General features: G+C 64.4%; 19 protein-coding genes and 2 pseudogenes. 12 read left to right on the top strand and 9 right to left on the bottom strand.

Going from position 1 to position 21,165, the window contains the following annotated elements:
• Nucleotides 1–7: 7 nt before the first annotated feature.
• The 3 genes from ACOFKX_RS08125 to ACOFKX_RS08115 all read right to left on the bottom strand — a co-directional run bounded on the left by ACOFKX_RS08125 (nucleotide 8) and on the right by ACOFKX_RS08115 (nucleotide 3,370).
• Complete coding sequence (locus ACOFKX_RS08125; RefSeq protein ID WP_419826509.1) at nucleotides 8–310, bottom strand: hypothetical protein; 303 nt, start codon at nucleotides 308–310, stop codon at nucleotides 8–10.
• A gap of 287 nt (nucleotides 311–597) precedes the next feature.
• Nucleotides 598–1,938: a DUF6602 domain-containing protein gene (locus ACOFKX_RS08120; protein WP_419826508.1), complete on the bottom strand. Its 1,341-nt coding sequence runs from the start codon at nucleotides 1,936–1,938 to the stop codon at nucleotides 598–600.
• Nucleotides 1,939–1,948: 10 nt separating this feature from the next.
• Entirely contained in the window at nucleotides 1,949–3,370 is a 1,422-nt protein-coding gene (locus ACOFKX_RS08115; RefSeq protein WP_419826507.1) for a hypothetical protein, read from the bottom strand.
• Between the two features lie 35 nt (nucleotides 3,371–3,405).
• Here ACOFKX_RS08115 and ACOFKX_RS08110 point away from each other — a divergent pair, with 35 nt between their 5' ends.
• The 3 genes from ACOFKX_RS08110 to ACOFKX_RS08100 all read left to right on the top strand — a co-directional run bounded on the left by ACOFKX_RS08110 (nucleotide 3,406) and on the right by ACOFKX_RS08100 (nucleotide 6,556).
• On the top strand, nucleotides 3,406–4,506 hold the full coding sequence (locus ACOFKX_RS08110) for a DUF4238 domain-containing protein (protein ID WP_419826506.1): 1,101 nt from the start codon (nucleotides 3,406–3,408) through the stop codon (nucleotides 4,504–4,506).
• 180 nt (nucleotides 4,507–4,686) lie between these two features.
• Nucleotides 4,687–5,625: a hypothetical protein gene (locus ACOFKX_RS08105; RefSeq protein ID WP_419826505.1), complete on the top strand. Its 939-nt coding sequence runs from the start codon at nucleotides 4,687–4,689 to the stop codon at nucleotides 5,623–5,625.
• A 247-nt stretch (nucleotides 5,626–5,872) separates the two neighbouring features.
• Nucleotides 5,873–6,556: a hypothetical protein gene (locus ACOFKX_RS08100; protein ID WP_419826504.1), complete on the top strand. Its 684-nt coding sequence runs from the start codon at nucleotides 5,873–5,875 to the stop codon at nucleotides 6,554–6,556.
• Between the two features lie 392 nt (nucleotides 6,557–6,948).
• Here ACOFKX_RS08100 and ACOFKX_RS08095 read toward each other — a convergent pair whose 3' ends face one another.
• Together ACOFKX_RS08095 and ACOFKX_RS08090 are read right to left on the bottom strand one after the other, a co-directional pair.
• Entirely contained in the window at nucleotides 6,949–8,691 is a 1,743-nt protein-coding gene (locus ACOFKX_RS08095) for an ATP-binding protein (protein WP_419826503.1), read from the bottom strand.
• Nucleotides 8,692–8,886: 195 nt separating this feature from the next.
• Nucleotides 8,887–9,525 (bottom strand): glutathione S-transferase family protein, encoded by a 639-nt coding sequence (locus ACOFKX_RS08090; protein WP_419826502.1) that lies wholly within the window; start codon nucleotides 9,523–9,525, stop codon nucleotides 8,887–8,889.
• 203 nt (nucleotides 9,526–9,728) lie between these two features.
• Between ACOFKX_RS08090 and ACOFKX_RS08085 the strand changes: the two genes are divergently transcribed.
• Nucleotides 9,729–11,036: an IS701 family transposase gene (locus ACOFKX_RS08085; RefSeq protein WP_419827379.1), complete on the top strand. Its 1,308-nt coding sequence runs from the start codon at nucleotides 9,729–9,731 to the stop codon at nucleotides 11,034–11,036.
• 42 nt (nucleotides 11,037–11,078) lie between these two features.
• Here ACOFKX_RS08085 and ACOFKX_RS08080 read toward each other — a convergent pair.
• Nucleotides 11,079–11,540: pseudogene (locus ACOFKX_RS08080) on the bottom strand (IS5 family transposase); the annotation flags it as partial.
• Between the two features lie 29 nt (nucleotides 11,541–11,569).
• On the opposite strand from ACOFKX_RS08080, the gene ACOFKX_RS08075 reads away from it, so the two are divergent.
• The 3 genes from ACOFKX_RS08075 to ACOFKX_RS08065 are packed head-to-tail and all read left to right on the top strand — an operon-like array spanning nucleotide 11,570 to nucleotide 15,398.
• Nucleotides 11,570–13,294 (top strand): transketolase, encoded by a 1,725-nt coding sequence (locus tag ACOFKX_RS08075; RefSeq protein WP_419826501.1) that lies wholly within the window; start codon nucleotides 11,570–11,572, stop codon nucleotides 13,292–13,294.
• Nucleotides 13,295–13,297: 3 nt separating this feature from the next.
• Nucleotides 13,298–14,608, top strand: a complete 1,311-nt coding sequence (locus ACOFKX_RS08070; RefSeq protein WP_419826500.1) for a pyruvate dehydrogenase complex dihydrolipoamide acetyltransferase — start codon at nucleotides 13,298–13,300, stop codon at nucleotides 14,606–14,608.
• 55 nt (nucleotides 14,609–14,663) lie between these two features.
• Nucleotides 14,664–15,398: an SDR family NAD(P)-dependent oxidoreductase gene (locus ACOFKX_RS08065; protein ID WP_419826499.1), complete on the top strand. Its 735-nt coding sequence runs from the start codon at nucleotides 14,664–14,666 to the stop codon at nucleotides 15,396–15,398.
• 6 nt (nucleotides 15,399–15,404) lie between these two features.
• On the opposite strand, the gene ACOFKX_RS08060 is transcribed toward ACOFKX_RS08065, so the two are convergent.
• Nucleotides 15,405–16,280 carry an AraC family transcriptional regulator gene (locus tag ACOFKX_RS08060; RefSeq protein ID WP_419826498.1) on the bottom strand — a complete coding sequence of 292 codons (876 nt, stop codon included), beginning with the start codon at nucleotides 16,278–16,280 and terminating at the stop codon, nucleotides 15,405–15,407.
• 136 nt (nucleotides 16,281–16,416) lie between these two features.
• Here ACOFKX_RS08060 and ACOFKX_RS08055 point away from each other — a divergent pair, with 136 nt between their 5' ends.
• The 3 genes from ACOFKX_RS08055 to ACOFKX_RS08045 are packed head-to-tail and all read left to right on the top strand — an operon-like array spanning nucleotide 16,417 to nucleotide 18,843.
• Nucleotides 16,417–17,181 (top strand): SDR family NAD(P)-dependent oxidoreductase, encoded by a 765-nt coding sequence (locus ACOFKX_RS08055; protein WP_419826497.1) that lies wholly within the window; start codon nucleotides 16,417–16,419, stop codon nucleotides 17,179–17,181.
• A gap of 14 nt (nucleotides 17,182–17,195) precedes the next feature.
• The gene (locus ACOFKX_RS08050; RefSeq protein WP_419826496.1) at nucleotides 17,196–17,969 is read left to right on the top strand and encodes an SDR family NAD(P)-dependent oxidoreductase; all 774 of its coding nucleotides are present in this window, start codon (nucleotides 17,196–17,198) and stop codon (nucleotides 17,967–17,969) included.
• On the top strand, nucleotides 17,962–18,843 hold the full coding sequence (locus ACOFKX_RS08045; RefSeq protein ID WP_419826495.1) for an SDR family oxidoreductase: 882 nt from the start codon (nucleotides 17,962–17,964) through the stop codon (nucleotides 18,841–18,843). Before ACOFKX_RS08050 ends, ACOFKX_RS08045 begins: the two co-directional genes overlap by 8 nt.
• 37 nt (nucleotides 18,844–18,880) lie before the next feature.
• On the opposite strand, the gene ACOFKX_RS08040 is transcribed toward ACOFKX_RS08045, so the two are convergent.
• Together ACOFKX_RS08040 and ACOFKX_RS08035 are read right to left on the bottom strand one after the other, a co-directional pair.
• Entirely contained in the window at nucleotides 18,881–19,198 is a 318-nt protein-coding gene (locus ACOFKX_RS08040) for a hypothetical protein (RefSeq protein ID WP_419826494.1), read from the bottom strand.
• Between the two features lie 206 nt (nucleotides 19,199–19,404).
• Nucleotides 19,405–19,845, bottom strand: a complete 441-nt coding sequence (locus ACOFKX_RS08035; RefSeq protein WP_419826493.1) for an ester cyclase — start codon at nucleotides 19,843–19,845, stop codon at nucleotides 19,405–19,407.
• A gap of 111 nt (nucleotides 19,846–19,956) precedes the next feature.
• Here ACOFKX_RS08035 and ACOFKX_RS08030 point away from each other — a divergent pair.
• Both ACOFKX_RS08030 and ACOFKX_RS08025 read left to right on the top strand, forming a co-directional pair.
• A pseudogene (locus tag ACOFKX_RS08030) lies at nucleotides 19,957–20,136 on the top strand (helix-turn-helix domain-containing protein); the annotation flags it as partial.
• Nucleotides 20,137–20,148: 12 nt separating this feature from the next.
• The gene (locus tag ACOFKX_RS08025) at nucleotides 20,149–20,850 is read left to right on the top strand and encodes a LysR substrate-binding domain-containing protein (RefSeq protein WP_419827378.1); all 702 of its coding nucleotides are present in this window, start codon (nucleotides 20,149–20,151) and stop codon (nucleotides 20,848–20,850) included.
• Nucleotides 20,851–21,165: the final 315 nt, after the last annotated feature.

Below are 21,165 nucleotides of genomic sequence, written 5' to 3'. Positions count from 1 at the left end.
CGCGCTTTCATCGCACGGGGCTGGTCGGATCGAGCTGCAGGAAAGTGTCGGCCGCCCGGAGGGGTTCGGCGTGGCGCTCGATCGCATCGGCGAGATAGAGCATGCTGCCGCGGGCCCAGCGCGGGTTGAGGCACGAGCCGAGCGCGGTCAGCCGCTCCACGAAGATGGGCATGTCGGCAAGAAGAGCTTCGAGAAACGCGACATCTTCACACGAGAGAGCCTCGTGGAGGCCCAGCGAGATCAGCAGCAGGTCCGCGCGCGCCGGACGCCCGAGCGCGCGCAGAATCAGGACCGCCTTCTCCGGCGACACAGGTCCACACCCCAGCCTGACTCGTCCGAGCTTCGATCGATGGGTAAGCTGCCGGTCAGCAGTCGACCAATTCACGCCGTTCCGATGCGGCCACAAGAGCGTCGCCTGAGGCCGAATCCGGTCATTCGCACCTCCAAACGCTGGCGGTCAGCAAAACGCCCAAGAATGGTCATTTCGCAGATGCCGTACAGTCAGCCGCGTCGATTAACCTCAATGCGCGCCTCCGGCATCGTTCTCGGCCAGCCGGTCGACGGCATCACGATTAAGCCGCGCGATTTTCGCTGTCACTATGGATCGCTTAGCTCGGCGCCGCCCTCGGAACCGGCACCATCCGCCTTGCCGCGACGCTCCATGAACCGCTGCACCCAGCGTTCCAGTCGTCCAGTGTTGTTCTCGCCCGCGACAGTTCGACCATCGGGCAAGATCACGATGGCGAGCTGGACGGTCGTTAGAACCAAGCGCGTACCGTCCAAGGCGACGAGATTCGTTTCGATGAGCGATCGGAAGAATGTCTCGGGATCGCGCACGGAGGAAGCGAGATACGCGAGCAGGTCTGGCTCCGTCGTATAGACATCCTTCCTGCACAGCTGGTCCAGGACAACATTCTGTTGAACGTCGAGTTCGACCGGCGCCCATTCCATATGGTCGGGACCTTCGGCGAGCTGCTTCGCGCTCATCGGTGTTTCCCGGTACATCCAGCCCTGTGCCTGCTCCGGATTGTCCGGGATGACCGGGCGGGCCTCGAGAAAGGGTGACAGGAGCTCCAGCTCGAGATCCTCGCCGAACAGCTCGGCCATGGGGCGAAGGTAGCTGATCCGGGTCCAGATCATTTCCAGGATCAGGAGCGTGGGGTTGATGTGCGAACTGGCGAGGATCGGCCAATATCCGTCGGCCTTGACCGGTTGATGATAGGGATGACCGCCGAGTTTGACGAGCGCGGCGCCGTCGGCGACGATCAGGTTCGGCAAAGTGGGCGGCCCGAAGCCGTGAATTCGCAGATTCTTCGCGAGCAGGCTTGAAAAGCCGCGCCGTAGTCCACCTTCGGTCGAATAGCCAAAATAGCCCAACATGACCCTGACCGGAGCAATCTGGTCGAACATGATCGTATGGAAGATTAGGTGCCGGGCCGGGTCCATCTGGAGCCATTGGTTGGCCGGTGGCGTAATCTCGCCGGTGCATTCGGCATAGGCCCGCATCGATGCGCTGAGGCTGAATTCATACTCGCCCTTGGCCTTGTGCAGCCACGCGCTCGTGATTTGCGAGACGCTCTTGAGCTGCTGATAGGCCTCCCCGAGATCCTCGCCGAAGAGGGTCTTCTTCACCTCGAACACCGCGAGAACGTCTTTCACATGCCATTGGAACTTGCCCGCCGTGTAGGGGACGGGGATGCCTTCGCCGCGCACGAGCATGCAATCGAGCTGGCCGGTCGTGCCACCATTGCCGTCGATCGCGAAGCCGCTGACAACCTTCAGATCGAGCCCAAGCGGAATGGCGCGATCAAGGACGTCCTGCGTGAGGCCCTCGTACATCTCGCCGATTGTGGGCGCGTGCTTGATGTCCACCTCATCGAGCCGACTGGCCTCTGCGCGACGAAGGGTCTCCAGCATCTCGCCAAGCGTCCGGATCATGGATCAGCCCTCAATGATCTCTGGCATCCCGGTCCAAACCCGGGTCGCCTCCGGACGCATCTTCGGCCGGTTGTTCGGGCAGCTTGAACGGCCGTGCGGCTGGATCGTCAGTGAAATGCAGTATCAGATGATCGTCATCCTCATCGATGCTGCGAGGCGCCAGCTCGGCATCGCTGATCGTGAAGCCCTGATCCAGCCAGGTCTTGAAAATATTCCGCCCTTCGTCGCGTGGGTCGAGCCGTTTGCGGAAGCGCTCTTCGGTCATCCGGCCGGCGAGCAGATCGAGGAGCATCCGTGCCGGGAATTCGACGGTGAACCGGCCGGAGCCGTGAATGGATCGTATCGTCATCCCGAGATATTGTCCTGTCCTGGAAGGAGAGAAGGCGCCTTGGCGAAAGAGGGAGCGCGCCTGATAGCCCTCATAGTGGGGCTCGGGCAGGAGCGCCGCCATTGTTTCGAGCGCGGGCGGCGGTTTCGACAATTGCGGCGTGCCGAAGAAGGCGACGGTCCAGCATCGTGGCCTGCGCCCGTCCGGATCGAGACCGTTGGACCGCTGCAGTTCTTTGAACGGCGAGAACGTGACGACGGCATCGACGTTGCGGCCGCGACCGGCGAGAAAGTGCAGGATGATCTCGCGCGCCGATACGAACCGGCGGGTGTGATCGATCTCGCCGAAGCGACCGACCCGCCGGAGCAAAGTCGATCCGACATCGGCGACGAAGAGGACACGCAGGGTGCCGGCCGCAGCGGCGCGCAATTGCTTGGCCTTGCGCACCAGCAGATCGAATAGCGGGTTGTCCTCGAGCGAGTGCGCTTCCGGCGGCATCGACGAATAGAGGTTATGGTAGCGGATCTGCTTGTGCTCGGTGTGCTCGACCTCGACGTCAAGCCCCTTGGCCCGGAGGTGCAGACGTGCCGAACGGGACTGACCCGAGCCGATCCACCGCGTGATTGCGGCGCGTTCGTCGTCGGTGAGACGATAGCCGCGGGGTGCCAGCCGACGACGGATGTAGCGACCGTCGATATATCCACTCTCTTCGCGATACCGGAAATAGAGATAGTCGCCGGTGCCCTTGCTGGCGCGGCTGGCGGCCTCGGAGATCTGGACCGCGATCGCGTCCATGTCCTCTTCGCCGGAGATGGCATTGTCGGTCGTGGCCGCGATCTCGATCGCGGTGGTACGCCCTTCGACGAAGGCATCGGTGATCGCGTCGGGTCGCCGGCTGTCGCCCCACCATTCCGGCTCGATCTCCAGGTCGCCGAGGGATTGGATCGCCCAGAGCAGGGCAAGTTCCATTTCCGCGGGTAGCGCCTGCTCGACCTGCTTGGGATCATTGAGTCGGCGTAGGAGATCGCGGCCCTTTTCCGGTCCGAGGACAGGTGCGAGCGCATCGAGCATTGACTGGATTCGACGGCGCGCGAAAATCGTCATGATCTCTCTCTAGCAGTCCTCGGCCCGACGCGCGCATGCCCCAGAACAAGAGCCATCATTATGTGCCGCAGATGTATATGCGCCTGTTCGCGCGCGCGGGCGACAACCGGATCGGCGTCTTCGTCATCGACCGTCGCAAGTTCATTCCTGGCGCGCCGATCAAAGGTCAGGCGTGCCGCGACTATTTCTACGGCAAGGATGGTCGCACCGAGCGTGCCCTCGGCGATATCGAGGGGCACGCGGCAAGGATCTTCGGCGAGGTCGTTCGCGACCGGCGGTTGCCCGCGGCCGCGAGCCAGGATCATGAATGGCTGATCTTCTATCTCGGCATGCAGCATGCTCGCACTGTCGGGGCGGCCGAGCAGCACAATGAGGGCTCGGAGAAGGTCGCCAAGTCGATCCTGCGCACGAAGGCGGAGCTCGAAGGGGACCGCGAGATCGTCGAGGCGCTCGACCGCGTGCGGATCAGGCGGACGAACGCGGTGTCCGAGCTGATGAGCTATACGACGATCGGCGCAAGCCTGCTCGCCGACCTGAAGCTGGTGCTGGTCGAAAATTGCAGCGCGGTGCCGTTCATCGCCTCCGACACGCCGGTGGTCTTTCACAACCGGCACTATGAGGATCAGCACATCAGCGTGACGGGATATGCCAATGTCGGGCTGCAGCTGTTCCTCCCGCTCGGACCGCGGCTCGCGCTGTTCGGTTTCGACGCCGCTGCCTATGAAGTCGCGACCGACGCGCGGGACATTGTCCTGCTCGATGATCCTTCCGAGGCCGCACTCATCAACGATCTTCAGTGGGAAGCTGCGCATGCTGTCATGCTTGCCGCGCCCGACATGCCTGAACAGCTTCTGCAATCCTCCGCAGCAACATGGTCGGAACCACGGCAACGGGAGCGTACCGTCTTTCGCGAGGCAGTCGTGGAGCCATCGGATAACGAGATGCGCACACGGCACGGATCGGGCGCGGCGCCATCGGCGGTCACGCTCGACCTTTCGTTCGTGCGCTGCATCCCGCCCCAGCCGGAGCCGCTCGGCACTTGGGACATCCCGCCGTTTCGCGACGCTGACCGTGTTGCTCGCGTCGACCGCACGTTCGACCACATGGATGTGCTGGACGAGCTGAGAGGGCGGTGACGACAGAGCCGTGATCGTCAGAGCAAGTTGCGCGACTTACCGAAAAAATAATTGGCTTCGCAACGGGCCTGGTGTCTGTCGCGAGCAACGCTCGATGCGGCGATGCAACAACGTGTATGCATCGCAGGATTGAAACACTTCAATCGTCGCTCCAGAATATCGCAGTAGGAGGAGTTGTCCTTGAACCCATGGCCCGTGATACCGACTGATGTTGTCGCATGGTTCCGCGGCGTTTTTCGCGATGCCCACCGCCAAGTCTGCGAGCGTTTGGCCAACCTCCCCAACATTCGAGAGACGTCGCTCGATGATGGTCTCATAGAAGCGCTTATCCCCGATAGCGCCCCGGCGCTTCTCGAATCGGGTGCTATCGTCCGGATGGATACGCACAATATCGGCGGTTTGCGCCGGCTTGGTGCGCCGCACTGGGATTGGGATCATCCCCAGCGACGGCGATGGGAGACGGCGGACATTGCGATCTTGGTCTTCGTCTATCGCCGCGATGCTCTGATCGCGAAGAAGATCGGGCTCCTCCAGTCCAAGCGACTATTCCCACTCAATGGCGATGTAGATGACGAGGACGAAATCGGGTTCCTGCACGGCATGAACGCCTTCATCCGAAGAGACGGGCAGCAAGCGGCGGCGTCACTCCACCGCACGTATGGCTTCGACGAAAACTGCGTCTACGCGGCGATCCGGGCCGGTCACCGGCAAGTCGGCCTGATCGACAATTTGAACCAGGATTTCGGGAAGGCCGTCTACTATCTGCTCTACAACCCACCCGAGCTCCCCTACTCGGTCGACTATCCGCTGCGGCAGCGCATCAGGGTCGGCGACATGCAGATCGGCAACCGAGTCGTCGATGCCGATGATGTCCACCGCGCACTATCGACTCTTTCGGAGGGCCAGCCTCCAAGTTTCGCTCGCCTACGTTCCGAATGCGCGGCGCGTGACTGGCCGCTGGAGACCTGGGCTGCCGATCTGCTTCTGACCTGCAAGGTGGGACAGCAGTTCGATGACAACAATGACGATCGTGTCCGCTATTTTCTTGAGAGGCGGGGGGCCGATCGGCGCGGCTCTAGCCGCGTCAATTACGCTGGCCGACGACGCCTGAGCGCATGAAACGAGATGAGCGGAAGGCAAGCCATGCACGGTAGAGGACAAGTGGGAGGTCAAGAGAGCCATGCCCCCGGCTGACCGGTTCGGGCCGGACGGACTAGCGCGTTGGGATCGAGACGCCGAGACCTGGGTTACGTTCGACCCGTTCCCAATGCGACCCGAGGTCCGATCCGCGCCAGCGGGACTATGCGTTTATTGCGGCGCGTCGACCTACACGACGGAGGGTGGAAAGCTCCACGAGGAGCATATCGTGCCACTCTCGATCAACGGGAACTATGTTCTGCCTGAGGCGAGCTGCCGGGATTGCGAGCAAATCACTGGCCGCAACGAGGCCCTGATCATGCGCGGCGGCTTCCGGGCCGTCAGGGAGTATCTTCAGCTTCGGTCCCGAACGAAGAAGCGGCCCCAGGAATTGCCGCTGTTCAACGTGAACCGGATCGAGGGCAACAAGGTCATGGTCCCGGTCGATGACTATCCGGTGATGTGGATGATCCCGCGCTTCGATCTTCCGGGCGCGCTCAGGCCGCCCGGTTACGTTTCGACGGGAAACCCGCCGCCTTGGTCGACGGCAATCAACCTCGACCATGACAAGCTGGCGAAGCATGGCATCAAGAATTTTACCACGATCCAGATTGACGTGTTCGCCTTTGTCAGGATGATCGCAAAGATCGGGCATGCTTTGGCCGTATCTCGCTACGGACTGCACCATTTCGTTCCCTTTCTGCGCCATATCATCCTGCACGAGGCTGGACCTGAGGCTTTTGAGTTCATCGGCGGCCGCGCCGAGACACCGCATGATACGGAAGAACTGCATGGGTTGACGCTCCGCACACTCAGGGTCGGTGATCGTGTTCTGCTGGTGGCGGAGATCAGATTGTTCGCGACGCTGGGCGCGCCAATCCATCTGGCGGTGGTAGGAGAAGTTCGAAGCTGAAACGACCCGTGCGCCGCCGCTTCAGGTCAAGTCGAAGCGCACACGCAAACTGTTCGGCCAGCAGCGAGCGATGATGCGGAACTGAACAGCATCGCTGAAGCTCCGGGAATGGCAGCTTCTGCCGGAAGCCGTCGTTCGCCGGGTGTCTTGCGAACGACGGCTTTGTCCCAGTTCCCACCGTCGATGTTTGGCCGTGAGGCTCGATGAATGAATGTCGGAAGTCGGGGAGCGGCATAGTCGACCCGAACGTCTGGGAATGGGTCACCTCGTTCGCGAGTGGCCTTCGCCACGGCGCCGTAAGCTGTCTGCCCGGACGCTTGCAGCTCGACGCCACCCTTTCGATCCTGCATTTTGCAGGCGCGCTGCTGCACGGAGGAGCGGTGGCCAGACATCTAGCCGCTCGAAGCGGCATCCTGCGCCATCGCTGTTCCGGTGCCGATCGCGGTGTGGATCACTCGCGAGAGTGCCTCGACGGAGTAAGGCTTGTGGATCAGCTCGAACCCATGCGTTCCCTCTTCGGCCAAGACGTTGCTGTAGCCGCTGGTCAGGATCACCGGAAGATGCGGGTCGATCCGGCGGATCGCCTCCCCAAGCTCGATCCCGTTCATGCCTGGCATGATCACGTCCGAAAAGACGAGGTCGATATGGGTATCCACTTCGGCCAGCACCTCCAGCGCTCTGGTAGCGGCCGATGCCCAGACCGTGCGATAGCCGAGATCGTGCAGCATCTCGGTCGCGAACTGGCCGACGGCATCATTGTCCTCGACGACGAGGATGCAGATCGCATCTGCGGCGATGCGACTGGGGAGGGGCGCCGCGGAAGCTGTTGGCTCCTCCGGCCTCGAGCCGTCATGTGGCAGGTACAGCGTGAAGGTGGAACCGTGGCCGCGGCTGCTCTCGACAGCGACCTCACCCTGCGATTGCTTAGCGAAACCGAATACTTGGCTCAGGCCGAGACCGGTGCCCTTACCGACCTCCTTGGTGGTGAAGAACGGCTCGAAGATCTGAGTCATCTGCGCCGGCGTCATGCCAGTGCCCGTGTCGGTGACCGAGACCGCGATGAAGCTCCCCGACACCGCGGCATGCCCGCGCATCGCGGGTATGTCGGTGGCGGTCGCGACCTTGAAGGTCAGGCGGCCCTCGCCGTCCATCGCGTCGCGGGCGTTTACCGCCAGGTTCACCAGCGCCGTCTCGAACTGGCTGATATCGGCCAGGGCGAAGCAGGCCGGGTCGCACAGCTCCCGATCCATCCGGATCCGGTCCCCGAACAGCGAGCCGAGGAGATCGATGACGATCCCGACGTGCTTGCCGACGTCAAACGCTTTGGGCTGCAACGCCTGGCGCCGCGCAAAGGCGAGCAGTTGTCCAGTGAGCTTGGAGGCCCGCGCGACAGTGTCGGAGATCGCGGCGAGATACCGATCCCGACGATCTTTCGACAGGTCGTCGCGGCGCAGGAAGTCCGCCGCCGAACCGATGATGGTCAGCAGGTTGTTGAAGTCGTGCGCCACGCCGCCGGTCAGCTGACCGATCGCTTCCATCTTGTTGCTCTGGCTCAGCGCCTCCTCGCGCGTCTTCAGGGCCGCCTGCGCGTCGCGCAACTCCGCAGCGCCGCGCAGGCGGTCAACGGCAGCTGCAAGGAGGTTGGCATAGCCGCGAAGAAAGCTCGTCTCCCGCTCGCCGAACCGGCGGGGGCGGCGACTGTCGACCTGCAGGATGCCGAACGGCCTGCTGCCCTTGCCGCCGATGGCGACGTTGACCAGCGCCTTCACGCCGTTGTCTTTCAGGAAATCGGCGTAGTGGAACCGGGTTTCGCGATCGATGTCGTCCGACGTGACCGGCTTGCCCGTCTGCAACGCATACCCTTCCGACGAGTCCTTCTCCGCCCTGACCGTCACCTTGCCGACCACCCCCGGCTTCCAGCCGACACCGGCTCGCACGAACATGGTGATGCCGTCCTCCTGTAGCTCGAGGACTTTCGACAGGTCGGTGCCGAGCGCCTCGCCGACTAGGTGGCAGGCTTCGGTGAGGATCGCGTCGAGATCGTCCGATCGCAGAGCCAATTCGCCGAACTTGGCCAGTACATCCTGTTGTCGCATCCAGGCGGCTTCGCCAATGTCCCCGTCGTCCGATTTCATTCTAAGCCCGCCTTTTCCTAACGTGATGGACCTGCAACGCGCGGGGGTGGAAGAGTAGCACCGTGCATCTGCGAACTTGCGGCCCGGCGGCGTATGTATCTGGACTACCCGCCCGTAACTCCCGCGCCGCTTCGCGATGATCGTCTAAGAAGCAAGTGGCGCACTGGCTGGGATCTGTCGCTCAGTAAGCCGACTTCAGGCTTCCCCCCAGATCCGCATGACCGTGCGGACCGCGGGTCGCGCCTTCACCCGCTCAAGATGCGCCGCGAGGTTGGCTGGCAGCTCCACACCCGCCTCCGCAGCCCAACGCTCCACGAAGAACAGCGCGGCATCGGCGATGCCGAAGCGATCGCCCGCCGCCCACTCGCGGCCGGCGACCTGCCCGTCGACGATGGCGAATGCTTCCTCGATCATTTGCCGGCCCTGCTTCTTCACCGAGGCTTGGCCGAGCCCAAGGGTCTGGTGCACGGGATCCTGCGGCTCGAACCGCTCGGGCATGAAGACGCGGCCGAACGCCTGGCCGTGGATGGTGCCAACCGCAAAGTCCATCAGCGACAGCGCTCGCTGTTCCTCGTCGGCGTCGGTCGGAACGAGGTTCAGTTCGGGATTCTGCCGCGCCAGCCAGATCGCAATCGCGCCGAACTCCGTGAGCACGCGCCCGTCGTCGAGCACGAGCGTCGGCACCTTGCTCTTGGGGTTGATCGCCTTGAACCAAGGCTCCTTCGTCGCCCCGCCTGCAGCGTCGATCTTTTCGGCCTCGTACGGCTTGCCGATCTCCTCCAGCAAAACATGTGTCCCGATCGCGCAGGTATGCGGACCCCAATAAAGCTTCATCGGTCATATCCTCGATTGTTCGTTGCCGAGAGGGTAACGCGACATGCCTGGATCGGTTCGCAGTTCGCATCAAAGCACGATCGTCGCCGCGTGAGACAAATTGCCGATCAACAACATTCTAGCACTACTTTGGCAGGTTAGAGGAGCCGGCTGGGATCGTCGTTGATTCTCGTGTGTCAGTGTAGGCTGACGGATCGATGGCGATGGTGGTGGACGAGGGCTGGCGAAGCGATCTGGAGCGATGGCTTGAGCCGTTCCTGGCGGGGCTGTCGCATCCAGCGCGACGCAGGATGTGTCCGCAGTATGTCGCTGGTCTGATCGGTCCCGGCGATCGCAAGAGCGTGCAACCGATGGCCGCTCGTGGCGGTGAGGCCGGCTATGACCAGCTCCACCACTTCGTCGCCGCGGGTGTCTGGGACAGTGCACCGCTCGAGGCGGCGCTGCTGAGCGAGGCCGACCGGTTGGTGGGTGGCGCCGGAGCCTTCCTCGTCATCGACGATACCGCCATGCCGAAGAAAGGGCGGCACTCGGTCGGCGTGGCGCCGCAATATGCCTCGTCGCTCGGCAAGAACGCGAACTGCCAGACGATGGTGTCGGTGACGTTGGCATCGCGCGAGGTGCCGGTGATGGTGGGCTTGCGCCTGTTCCTGCCGGAGAGCTGGACCGGCGACCCGGGACGCATGGCGAAGGCGAAAGTGCCCGCCGACCGGCAGGCTGCCCTGACCAAGCCGGAGATCGCCATCGAGGAGATCGACAAGGTAAGGGCCGCGGGCGTGCGCTTCGGCTGCGTGCTCGCGGACGCCGGCTACGGGATGAGCGCGCCGTTCCGCCAGGCGCTGAGCGAGCGTAGCCTGTCCTGGGCGGTCGGCATACCGGGGCGACAGAAGGTATATGCGGCCGATGTCGCGATGATCTTCCCGGTGGCAGGCCACGGGCGGCCTCGCCAGCACCATATCCCCGACAGCAAGTCCGTCGCTGCCGAGACGCTGCTGGCCGGACAGCCGTGGAAACAGGTCAGCTGGCGGCGCGGCACGAAAGGTCGGCTGGCCGCGCGCTTCGCGGCCTTGCGCGTGCGCGTAGCCGACGGTCCGACCCAGCGTATCCGTGACATGGGCAACCAGCATCTGCCGGGCGAGGAAGTATGGCTGGTCGGCGAGCATCGCTCGACCGGCGAGCGCAAATACTATCTCTCGAACCTGCCTGCCGACACGTCGATCAAGACGCTCGCCGGCGCCATCAAGGCACGATGGATCTGCGAACAGGCGCATCAGCAGCTCAAAGAGGAACTCGGCCTCGACCACTTCGAGGGCCGGTCGTGGACAGGGCTACACCGACATGCGCTGATGTCGATGATCGCCTACGCCTTCCTCCAGTCCCGCCGCCTCACGGCAGCGGGACGGAAAAAAAAGAGTCGGGGGACCACCACCGCAACCGAGCATGCCGGCCGTCAGGCAGGCCATCCTCGACATCTTCGCACGACCGCCACCGACACACTGCCCCCATTGCAATAAGCCGCTTGCGACAACCTCAACTACAAAAATGCCAAAGTAGTGCTAGGCTGTAGACTCATAAGCGCGAAGCCACAGGCGCATTGAGGCGAGTTGGACCATGGCGAGGAAGTTGGCGGCGAGCTTGTCGTAGCGGGTTGCGACGCGGCGGAAGTGCTTCAGCTTGGAGAAGAAGCGCTCGATCAGGTTGCGCTCGCGGTAGAGTCGCTTGCTGAAGCAGGGCTTCCACTTGCGATTGCTCTTTGGTGGGATGTTTGGCGTCGCACCCTGCTCCTGGATCAGCTCACGGATGCGGTCGGCGTCATAGGCCTTGTCCGCCAGCACGATGGTGCATGGGCCGAGATGATCGAGCAGCGTGTCTGCGATCTGCCCGTCATGCGTCTGCCCAGCGGTCAGGCCGAGCCGGATCGGGAGCCCCTGCGCATCGACGACGACATGGATCTTGGTCGTGAGCCCGCCCCGGGAACGACCGAGACAATGATCTGGACCCCCTTTTTTGCGGTCGGCAAAGCCTGGATCATACCACCGCCGACCGGATGTTCCGGCGCTTCGACGACATCTTCGAGACATGCGGTTGGCGGGTGCTGACATTGAAGTACGGCAAGCAGCAGCGCGAGGCGTTCGCGCAAGCCGGCGGCCAAGCGCTGAAGGATTGGATCGACGGTTGTCCGAACGCGGAGTTCGCGGCGCTCACCTACCAGGGCGGTGCCGCTTGGCGAGCGCGGCTCTCTCGCGACATCGGCGAGCAGCAGAACATTGCGACGCTGCTCGACGGATATGACGACGACGCGCTCGCCGGGCTGATGACCAACCTCGGCGGGCATTGCATCGAGACGCTGGTGGAGGCGTTCGAGAGCGCACAGGACGAGTTGCCGACCTTGTTCATCGCTTATACCATCAAGGGCTTCGGTCTGCCATTGGCCGGCCATAAAGACAATCATGCGGGAATGATGAACCCGCGCCAGATCGAGCAACTGCGCGACCGGCTCGGCATCCCGGAAGGGGATGAGTGGAACCTTTATGGTGGGCTCGGCGGCAACGCCGCCGCGGCCTTGAAGGCGTTTGTCGAAGTCTCGCCACTCTCGCGCCGATCCGCAGAGCCGCGCGCAGAAGCTGTGCCTGTGCCCGAACGATTGCCGACCCCAGACGGCGCGGAACAGTCGACCCAGGCCGCGTTCGGACGTATCCTCCTCGATCTCGCCAAGTCGGGACATCCGCTGGCCGACCGCATCGTCACCACCTCGCCCGACGTGACGGTGTCGACCAATCTCGGCGCGTTCGTGAACCAGCGCGGGCTGTTCCGCCGCTCGGAACTGGCCGACGTATTCCACGCCGCCAAGATCCCGTCGGCGCAGAAGTGGGCGGGGCACGGCGCCGGCCAGCACCTCGAACTTGGCATCGCGGAGCACAATCTGTTCCTCGCGCTTGCCGCGTTCGGGCTGTCCGCGCCGCTGTTCGGTACGCGCCTGCTCCCAATCGGGACGGTGTACGACCCGTTCATCGCGCGCGGCCTCGATGCGCTCAACTATGGCTGCTACCAGGACGCCCGGTTCCTGTTGGTGGCGACCCCCTCGGGCCTCACGCTCGGGCCTGAAGGCGGGGCGCACCAGTCGATCAACTCTCCGCTGATCGGCATCGGCCAGCCGGGTCTGACCTATTTCGAGCCCGTTTTCGCCGACGAGCTGGCGCTCGTGATGCGCTGGGCGTTCGAGCATCTGCAGGCGGAGGACGGCGGATCGGTATATCTGCGGCTGACCACCCGCGCGGTCGAACAGGTAGCGCGCGACGGACGCGACTGGGAAGCCGACGCGCTTCGGGGCGGCTACTGGCTCAAGCCGCCGGCCCCGAACAGCGAGGCCGCAATCGCGTTCACCGGCGCGATCGCCCCGGAGGTGCTTCAGGCATGGGAGGCGCTGGCCGACGATCTACCCGGCCTGGGGCTGCTCAACGTCACCTCGCCCGACCTGCTCCACCGCGGCTGGTCCGCCGCGCGCGCGCAGCGTTGGACGCATGGCGGCGCGGAACGCTCGCATGTGGAGACCCTGCTCGCGCCACTGTCACCAATGGCCGGGCTGGTCACGATTATCGACGGATCGCCCTCCACCCTGTCGTGGCTTGGCGGGGTGCGCGGCATGCGCACCAGTCCGCTCGGCACCGATCGGTTCGGCCAGACGGGCGACCTGCCCGATCTGTATCGCACCTACCGGCTTGATGCCGATGCGATCGTCGACGCGGCCGCCGAACTGTTTCTGGAGGCCTGAGCCATGGCGATCGAGCTCAAGATGCCGGCGTTGTCGCCCACAATGGAGGAGGGCACGCTTGCCAAGTGGCTGGTCAAGGCCGGCGACACGGTGAAGTCGGGCGATATCCTGGCGGAAATCGAGACCGACAAGGCCACCATGGAGTTCGAGGCGGTCGAGGAGGGCACGGTCGCGTCGATCGCGGTGCCGGAGGGCACGGACAATGTGAAGGTCGGCACCGTGATCGCGACGCTAGCGGCGGAAGGGGACGACGCCGCACCTGCGCCTACTCAGGTGCCGCCGCCCGCCGCGCCGGCCAAGGCCGATCCTCCCGCCATGCAGACCGAGCATCACGACCTGCCGCCGGAACCACAAGGGGAGCCGAGCGCACAAGCGGTGCCGAAGTCGGCGAGCGGTACGGTGGACGCAAGGATCAAGGCCAGTCCGCTCGCGCGGCGGCTGGCGGCAGCGCGGGGTGTGGACTTATCGACGCTGATGGGGTCGGGACCGAACGGCAGAATCGTGCGGACGGATTTGGCTTCGGCCGGAGCACAGGCTGGTGCCGGGCCGTTGATCGCGGCCGAGCCGAGCACGCCGGTCGCGGTCGAACCGGCGGCTGCGGTCAAGCCGCTCGCAATCCCCGACGTGCCGCACGAAACGGCCAAGCTGTCCAACATCCGCAGGACGATCGCCCGCCGCCTGACCGAATCCAAGCAGCAGGCGCCGCACATCTATCTGACGGTCGACGTTCAACTCGGCCCCCTTCTCCAGCTGCGCAGCGAGCTGAATGCGTCACTTGAGCCCCGGGGGATCAAGCTGTCGGTCAACGACCTGCTGGTGAAGGCGCTGGCGCTCGCGCTGATCGAGGTGCCGGCGTGCAACGTCCAGTTCACGCCTGACCAGATGATTGCTTTCAAGCGCGCGGACATCTCCGTCGCGGTCTCGACGCCCACTGGCCTTATCACCCCCGTCGTGACGGCGGCAAACACGAAGTCGATCGGCCGGATTGCCACCGAGATCAAGGAGCTGGCCGCGCTTGCCCGCGACAACAAGCTCAAGCCCGAGCAATATACGGGCGGCACCGCGTCGATCAGCAACATGGGGATGTACGGCATCAAGCAGTTCGCCGCCGTCATCAACCCGCCACAGGGCATGATCCTGGCAGTCGGCGCGGGCGAGCAGCGGCCGTGGGTTCGCGAGGGGGAGCTCACCGTTGCGACGGTGATGAGCGCGACCGGCAGCTTCGACCACCGCGCGATCGATGGCGCCGATGCCGCGGCCTTCATGCGCGCGTTCAGGGGGCTGGTTGAGGCTCCGTTGCTCCTGGCGGCATGACCGTGGAACATGCGGCAATCAATCTCTATGAGGAGCAGTTGACATGATTGGATCGTTGGAGGGCAAGATCGTTGTGGTCACCGGCGCGGCTACCGGCTTGGGCCAGGCATTCGCCGAGGGCTTCGCCAAGGCCGGTGCGGACGTGGCCACCATCGACCTCGGCGACGTGGGCGAGACGGAGCGCAGAGTGACCGGTACCGGCCGCCGGTTCGCAGCGCATCGCGGGGACATCTCCGAAGCAGGCGAGGTCGAGCGCTTTGCCGCGCTCGTCCATGAGCGGCTTGGGCGCGTGGACGTGGTCGTCAACAACGCGGGCGTGTTTCGGCGCATACCGTTCGATGAAATCGACCTTGCGACCTGGAGGTCGTTCTTCGCCGTCAATGTCGACGGCGCGTTCCTGACGACCAAGGCGTTCGCCGATGACCTGCGCGCGTCGCGCGCCGGGCGCGTGATCAACCTGTCATCATCGAGCGTGTCGCTGAACGTGCCCGACTTCGTCCATTACATCACAACCAAGGCCGCGCTGATCGGCTTCACCAGCTCGCTCGCCGCGATCCTGGGCAAAGACGGGGTTACGGTAAACGCGATCGCGCCTGGCCTGGTCCGCACGCCTGGCACCGAACTCCATGACAGCGACGAGACCTTTGCCGCGATCGCATCCATGCAGGCGATCCATCGCGCGCAGATGCCGGCGGACATCGTCGGCACTGCCTTGTTCCTCGCCTCCGACGACGCGGCGATGATTTCCGGGCAGACGATCGCGGTCGATGGTGGACTGACGCGTCGCTGAGCGAGTTCACTCGGCGGCGAAAGCCTGCTCCAGTTCAGCGTTAAGCCCTCGTCGAGGCGGTGCGCCGAAGTGCTGGGCGTGGTCGCGCGTGAACTGTTGCGGGCTGGCATAACCGACTTGGAAGGCGGCGTTGCGCGCACTGAAACCTTCCAGCCGCATCAACCGTCGCGCCTCCAATAGGCGAAGCTGCTTCTGATACTGCCCAGGCGAGAGGCGCGTGACCGCCTTGAAATGGTAGTGAAAGGCGGAACCGCTCATGCCTGCGACGTTAGCCAGCGTCTCCACGCGCAGCGGCTCGTGAAACGCGCTCCTTAACAGTGCCACCGCCCGGCCGATGCGGCGATGGTGGCTGTCCGGCTGCGCCATCGCCCGCAGCGCGGGCCCGAGCGGGCCGAGCAACAGAAGATAATGCAGCTCGCGCCGCAGACCCGGCAGGAGCACCGCCGCTTCCTGCGGCCGCCCCGCCAGCGCTACGATCCGACCTAGACAATCGAGCAATCGGTCGCCGGGTCGGTCGAGGAGCGCGATCGCCCCGCCCGACCGCCGCGTTTGAACGTCGCCCATCTGCCTGGCCACCTCGTCGAGCAGCGCCATATCCAGATCGACCGCCACGGCCAAGTACGGCCGAGCCTCGCTCGCATCCATGCTGGCGATCACCGGCACCTCTACGCTGACCAGCAGCGCTTGTCCGGTCCCGATCAGATGCGTTTCCTCGCCTATCGCGACCTGCTTGCCGCCCTGCAGCACCAGGCAGAGCACCGGCGTATACATCTCATGCTGCACGCGCCCTGGCTTGCGGTGACGCATAACGGTGATGCCCGGCAGCGGGGTCGGCAATGACGCGCCATCCTTTGCCGCCGATCGGTTGAGGATTTGCACCATTGACGCGCAGTGTTCCGTCACAGGTCCGGTCTAGCGGACCAGACATCTAGAGGAAAGGGCAACTTTCAAGGAGAGTGGGGCAATCGATTGCCGCTTAATCGGCGTATTGTCGAGGTCAACCAATTGAAGGACCATCATGCCCGAGAGATCACGCATTGCGATTGTCACTGGCGGCAGCCGCGGCCTCGGCCGCAACACCGTCAACGCCCTGGCACGAACCGGGGTGGACTCGATCGTTACCTTTCATTCCAATCGCGACGAAGCCGACGCGACCGTGCGCGAGGTCGAGACGGCCGGGGCGAAAGCGGTCGCGCTACAGCTCGATGTCGCCCATGCCGGACGTTTTCCGGCCTTCGTCGATCAGGTGAAGGCGGCACTGAGCGAGCATTGGGGGCGCGAGAGCTTCGATTTCCTCGTCAACAACGCCGGCACCAGCCATTTCGGCAAGATCGGCGATGTGACGGAGGCAGATTTCGACGACATCGTCGCCGTCCAGCTCAAGGGCGCGTTCTTCCTGACGCAGGCGCTTCTGCCGCTGATCGCCGACGGTGGCCGGATCGTGAATTTGTCGAGCGGCCTCGCGCGCTTCGCTACGCCGGGCTTTGCCGCCTATGCGATGATGAAAGGCGGCATCGAGGTGTTCACCCGCTACCTCGCCAAGGAGCTCGGCGCGCGCGGCATCACCGCCAACACGGTCGCGCCAGGCGCGATCGAAACCGACTTCGCCGGGGGCATGGTGCGCGACAACCCGCAGATGAACAAGGGTGTTGCAGACGCGACCGCGCTCGGCCGCGCGGGCGTGCCCGACGATGTCGGACCGATGATTGCAGGCCTGCTCGGCGATGCCAACCGCTGGGTCAACGCGCAACGCATCGAGGTCTCTGGCGGAGCGTATCTGTGAGCGCGGCGACAAAGGTGCCGTTCGCCCTCATCACCGGCGCATCATCCGGCATTGGGCTGGAGCTCGCGACGCTTGCCGCCGCCGACGGCTATACGCTGCTGCTCGCCGCGGACCGGCCGTTCGATCACGCGCTGGCGAACCTCGCCGGCGCGCCGGTCGAGACGATCCAAGTCGACCTGTCCACGGCGGAGGGGGTTGCCGCGCTGGATGAGCGGATCGCGGGGCGACGGGTGGATGTGCTCTGCGCCAATGCGGGCCATGGACTGGGGCAGGGCTTCCTCGATCAGGATTTCGCAGCGGTGCGCAATCTTGTCGAGACGAACGTGATCGGCACGCTTGACCTGCTACAGCGTGTCGGCAGGCGGATGCGCGATCAGCGCGACGGCCGCATCCTGATCACCGGCTCCATCGCCGGGCTGATTCCCGGAGCCTTCCAGGCGGCTTACAATGCGTCCAAGGCGTTCCTGGACAACTTCAGCTACGCGCTTCGCAACGAGCTGCATGACACCGGGGTGACCGTCACCTGCCTGATGCCCGGCGTGACCGAGTCGGATTTCTGGGAACGGGCGGAGACGACGAACACCCCTGCGGGCGCCGGCGCGAAGGACCCTGCCGACGCGCCCGCCCGCGCCGGTTGGGAAGCGATGAAGGCCGGCTCGGCCCAGGTCTCACCCGGATGGCTCAACACGCTCGAGCGCGCGATTCTGCACATCGTTCCGGACCGCGCCAAGGCGGAACTCAATGCCCGCATGATGCGGCCGAACGACAAGGCGCAAGTACATGATTAGCTCCGTCCTGATCACCGGTACGTCCAGCGGCTTCGGCCGCATGGCGGCACTAGAGCTGGCCCGTGCCGGACATACTGTCTTCGCCACGATGCGGGAGAGCGAACGGCGCAACCGTCCGGTCGCGGAGGAGTTTCGCCGGTTGAGCGAGGACGAGGGGATCGCGCTCCGGCCGGTCGAGATGGACATAACCGATCAACCGTCGGTGGATGCAGCGGTCGCACTCGCCCTGTCCGATCGACCCCTTGATGTGGTGGTGCACAATGCTGGTCACATGAATCTCGGCCCAACGGAGGCCTTCAGCGTCGAACAGCTCGCAAGCCTTTATGATAGCAACGTGCTGGGTACTCAGCGGGTGAATCGGGCGGTGCTCCCGCATATGCGCGAGCGCAGGGCGGGTCTGCTGCTCTGGGTCTCCAGCACCACCGTCAGGGCGAACTGGCCACCGCTGCTCGGACCTTACTTTGCCGCCAAGGCGGCGATGGAGCAACTCGCGATCAGTTATGCGCTCGAGGTCGCCCGGTTCGGCATCGAGAGCGCGATCATCGTGCCTGGCGCCTTCACCAACGGCACCAATCATTTCCAGCACGCGATGCAACCGGCGTACACGGCCGTGGCCCACGCCTATGCCCACGGACCGACGGCCGACTTGGAGGCAAAGGTCCTGGCCGCCGTTACGGAGTTCGAGCCTGACGACGCCGACCCGACCGAAGTCGGACGCGCTATCCTGCGAATTGTTGATGCGCCCCGTGGCAAGCGACCGTTCCGCGTCACGGTGGATCCGTCACAGGACGGATCAGAAGGCGTCGCCGCCGTGCAAGATCGCCTCCGTCGAGATACGTTAAAGCTGGCAGGCCTCGCCGACATCGCGCGTTAGAATTGACGACCTCTGCAGCCGCCCGCGTTTTCTACGCCTAGCTGGCTTCGGCAACCCGTCCGATCAGTTCGGTGACGAGCGCGTCTATCTTGGGATCGATCTCCGCCGGAGGCGTCGCGGCCGCAAGACGCTTCGTGGCTGCGATCTGCTCGCTCGTGAAGCTGGGGTCTGAGTAGCAACGGAGGACGCGACCGCGACGTTCGACCGCGTCGGTCTGGACGGGAAGATGCGCCAGGTTGCGGAGGTCCATGCCGCCGCGCTCAGCGACCTGTCGAAAGAGTTCGCCACGGTTGTCAGTACCGATGACGTGCTGCGCGCCCTGAATACGCGCGAACCGCTGGTCATCGCCTAGCAATACCGGCCTACAATGATGATCGGTTCAGCGCGAGATTGTAGGTCCGTTCCGGCGCAAGCTGCGTAAGATTGTAGGCGGCTTGGGCGCGCGCTGTTTGAGAACGGATGCACACCGTGTGAGACGGACGCGAGACGCGGGAGAAGCGGCGCACATGATATGAGACGGACCAGGTCGGCTGTTAACGCGTGTCCGCGCGAAGGCTGATGTCAGCCCTGCGGCGCCCCAAGCTGCCGAAGGGTACTCCGGTTATCAGTCCGCACCCATTCTTCAACGATCTTGCCGTCACTGTTCAATCGGAAGATGTTTGCAAGATCGAAGGTGATGCGCTGGCCGTTAGGCGCCACCTTACCAGCCGGTGATTGCGTGAACTCGCGCACGAACCGCCCTTCGATCCAGGTCTGGCACGCCACGTGGTCACCATCGACCACAATGATGCCTCGGCGGATCGAGAGGTCGTCGAACGCTGCCCTGACGGCGTCGAAATAGCCACTCAGCCCCGCATAGTCTGCCTCCTGGCCGTCCGGCCCGTGGAAGCGGAACTCCTCCACGTTGAAGTAGGACTCGGTTTCGGCGCGATCGCCGCCTAGAACTTCAAGTTCGCCGGCCTTGATCAGGCGAGCGACGATCTCATCGCGTGAGAAAGCCATGGTCTGTCCTCATTTCGAGCGAACCGCCGCTCATCGTTACCGGATATAGCTGCTCATCATTGTCTGGATTAGAAGCACGAATGTGCACGAGCTGCTGAGGATCGCTCACCAATGGCAACGCCGACGCTCGCGGACCTGACCGCCTTCACCGCTGTCGCGGAGCACCGTAGCTTCCGGCGCGCGGCCGATACGCTCGGCCAGTCACCTTCGGCAGTCAGCCACGCAATGCGGTCCCTGGAAGCTCGGCTCGGCGTCCGCCTGGTCCACCGCACGACGCGTAGCGTGGCGCTGACGGAGGCAGGTGTGCAGCTGCTCGCCGGGCTTGCTCCCGCGTTGCGCGACCTCGACGCCGCGCTCGCGGTCGTTGCGACGTTTGGCGGAGCGCCGAGCGGGACCGTACGGATAAATGCGCCGGAAGTGCCGAGCCGGCTGCTGCTGCGCGAGGTGGTGCCGGTCCTGCGCGAGCGCCATCCCGATGTCGCCGTCGATCTGGTCACGGAAGGCCGGCTGATCGACATCGTGGCGGACGGGTTCGATGCCGGTGTGCGGCTGGGGGAGGCGGTGCCGCAGGACATGGTCGCGGTGCGGTTCGGTGGCCCGGTGCGGTTCCTGGCGGTGGCCTCACCCTCGTATCTGGCGAGAGCGGGAGCGCCAACAGCGCCCGACGATCTTCGCGGCCATGATTGCATTCGTCACCGGATGCCGGGAGGCCGGCTCTACCGGTGGGAGTTCGAGCGGCGCGGGAAGGCGGTCGCGATCGACGTGCCGGGCTCGCTCACGCTCGACCGGCTCGACCTCATGGCGGAAGCCGCGATCGATGGTCGCGGGATCGCTTTGATTCCCGATCGCGCTGCCGCGCCCGGCCTCGCCGATCAGCGTTTAGTCGCGATACTGGAAGACTGGTGCCCGGCCATCCCCGGCCTGTTTCTCTATTACCCCGGACATCGGCAGGTGCCGCCTGCGCTCAGAGCATTCATCGACGTGTTGCGGGAGGTGCTGCCGTAAACTGCGGCATGGTCGGGGCACCAGAAAAACGCTCGGTTTTCTTGTGGTCGAGATCAGCAGCTTAATCGCGGCCGTTCGCAACGAGAAAAGCCGTTGCGGAAACCAGCGCCAGCATCCAGCCCGCCGGGCAGCTTTACTTGCGGGTGAACGTCTCACAAAGCGTGCGCCACACCGTCAGCGTCTCGCGTCCGTCTCACCCCGCGTGCGCCCGTTCTCAAATAGCCTCCGCCCGAGCGGGTCCACGTTCTCACCAAGCGTGCGCCAGAATGGGCCCATAATCTCGCGTCGAGCCGATCATCATTGCAGGCCGTTACA

The sequence above is a fragment of the Sphingomonas sp. genome (assembly GCF_965200105.1).
Classification (GTDB): domain Bacteria; phylum Pseudomonadota; class Alphaproteobacteria; order Sphingomonadales; family Sphingomonadaceae; genus Solisphingomonas.
This window is presented reverse-complemented; position numbering and strand designations above follow the sequence as displayed.

Bases quoted from the DNA above. Each gene is read 5' to 3' on its own strand.
- ACOFKX_RS08120 (WP_419826508.1), bottom strand. From the start codon at position 1,938: ATGATCCGGACGCTTGGCGAGATGCTGGAGACCCTTCGTCGCGCAGAG.
- ACOFKX_RS08115 (WP_419826507.1), bottom strand. From the start codon at position 3,370: ATGACGATTTTCGCGCGCCGTCGAATCCAGTCAATGCTCGATGCGCTC.
- ACOFKX_RS08110 (WP_419826506.1), top strand. From the start codon at position 3,406: ATGCCCCAGAACAAGAGCCATCATTATGTGCCGCAGATGTATATGCGC.
- ACOFKX_RS08095 (WP_419826503.1), bottom strand. From the start codon at position 8,691: ATGAAATCGGACGACGGGGACATTGGCGAAGCCGCCTGGATGCGACAA.
- ACOFKX_RS08090 (WP_419826502.1), bottom strand. From the start codon at position 9,525: ATGAAGCTTTATTGGGGTCCGCATACCTGCGCGATCGGGACACATGTT.
- ACOFKX_RS08085 (WP_419827379.1), top strand. From the start codon at position 9,729: ATGGTGGTGGACGAGGGCTGGCGAAGCGATCTGGAGCGATGGCTTGAG.
- ACOFKX_RS08075 (WP_419826501.1), top strand. From the start codon at position 11,570: ATGTTCCGGCGCTTCGACGACATCTTCGAGACATGCGGTTGGCGGGTG.
- ACOFKX_RS08070 (WP_419826500.1), top strand. From the start codon at position 13,298: ATGGCGATCGAGCTCAAGATGCCGGCGTTGTCGCCCACAATGGAGGAG.
- ACOFKX_RS08060 (WP_419826498.1), bottom strand. From the start codon at position 16,280: ATGGTGCAAATCCTCAACCGATCGGCGGCAAAGGATGGCGCGTCATTG.
- ACOFKX_RS08055 (WP_419826497.1), top strand. From the start codon at position 16,417: ATGCCCGAGAGATCACGCATTGCGATTGTCACTGGCGGCAGCCGCGGC.
- ACOFKX_RS08045 (WP_419826495.1), top strand. From the start codon at position 17,962: ATGATTAGCTCCGTCCTGATCACCGGTACGTCCAGCGGCTTCGGCCGC.
- ACOFKX_RS08035 (WP_419826493.1), bottom strand. From the start codon at position 19,845: ATGGCTTTCTCACGCGATGAGATCGTCGCTCGCCTGATCAAGGCCGGC.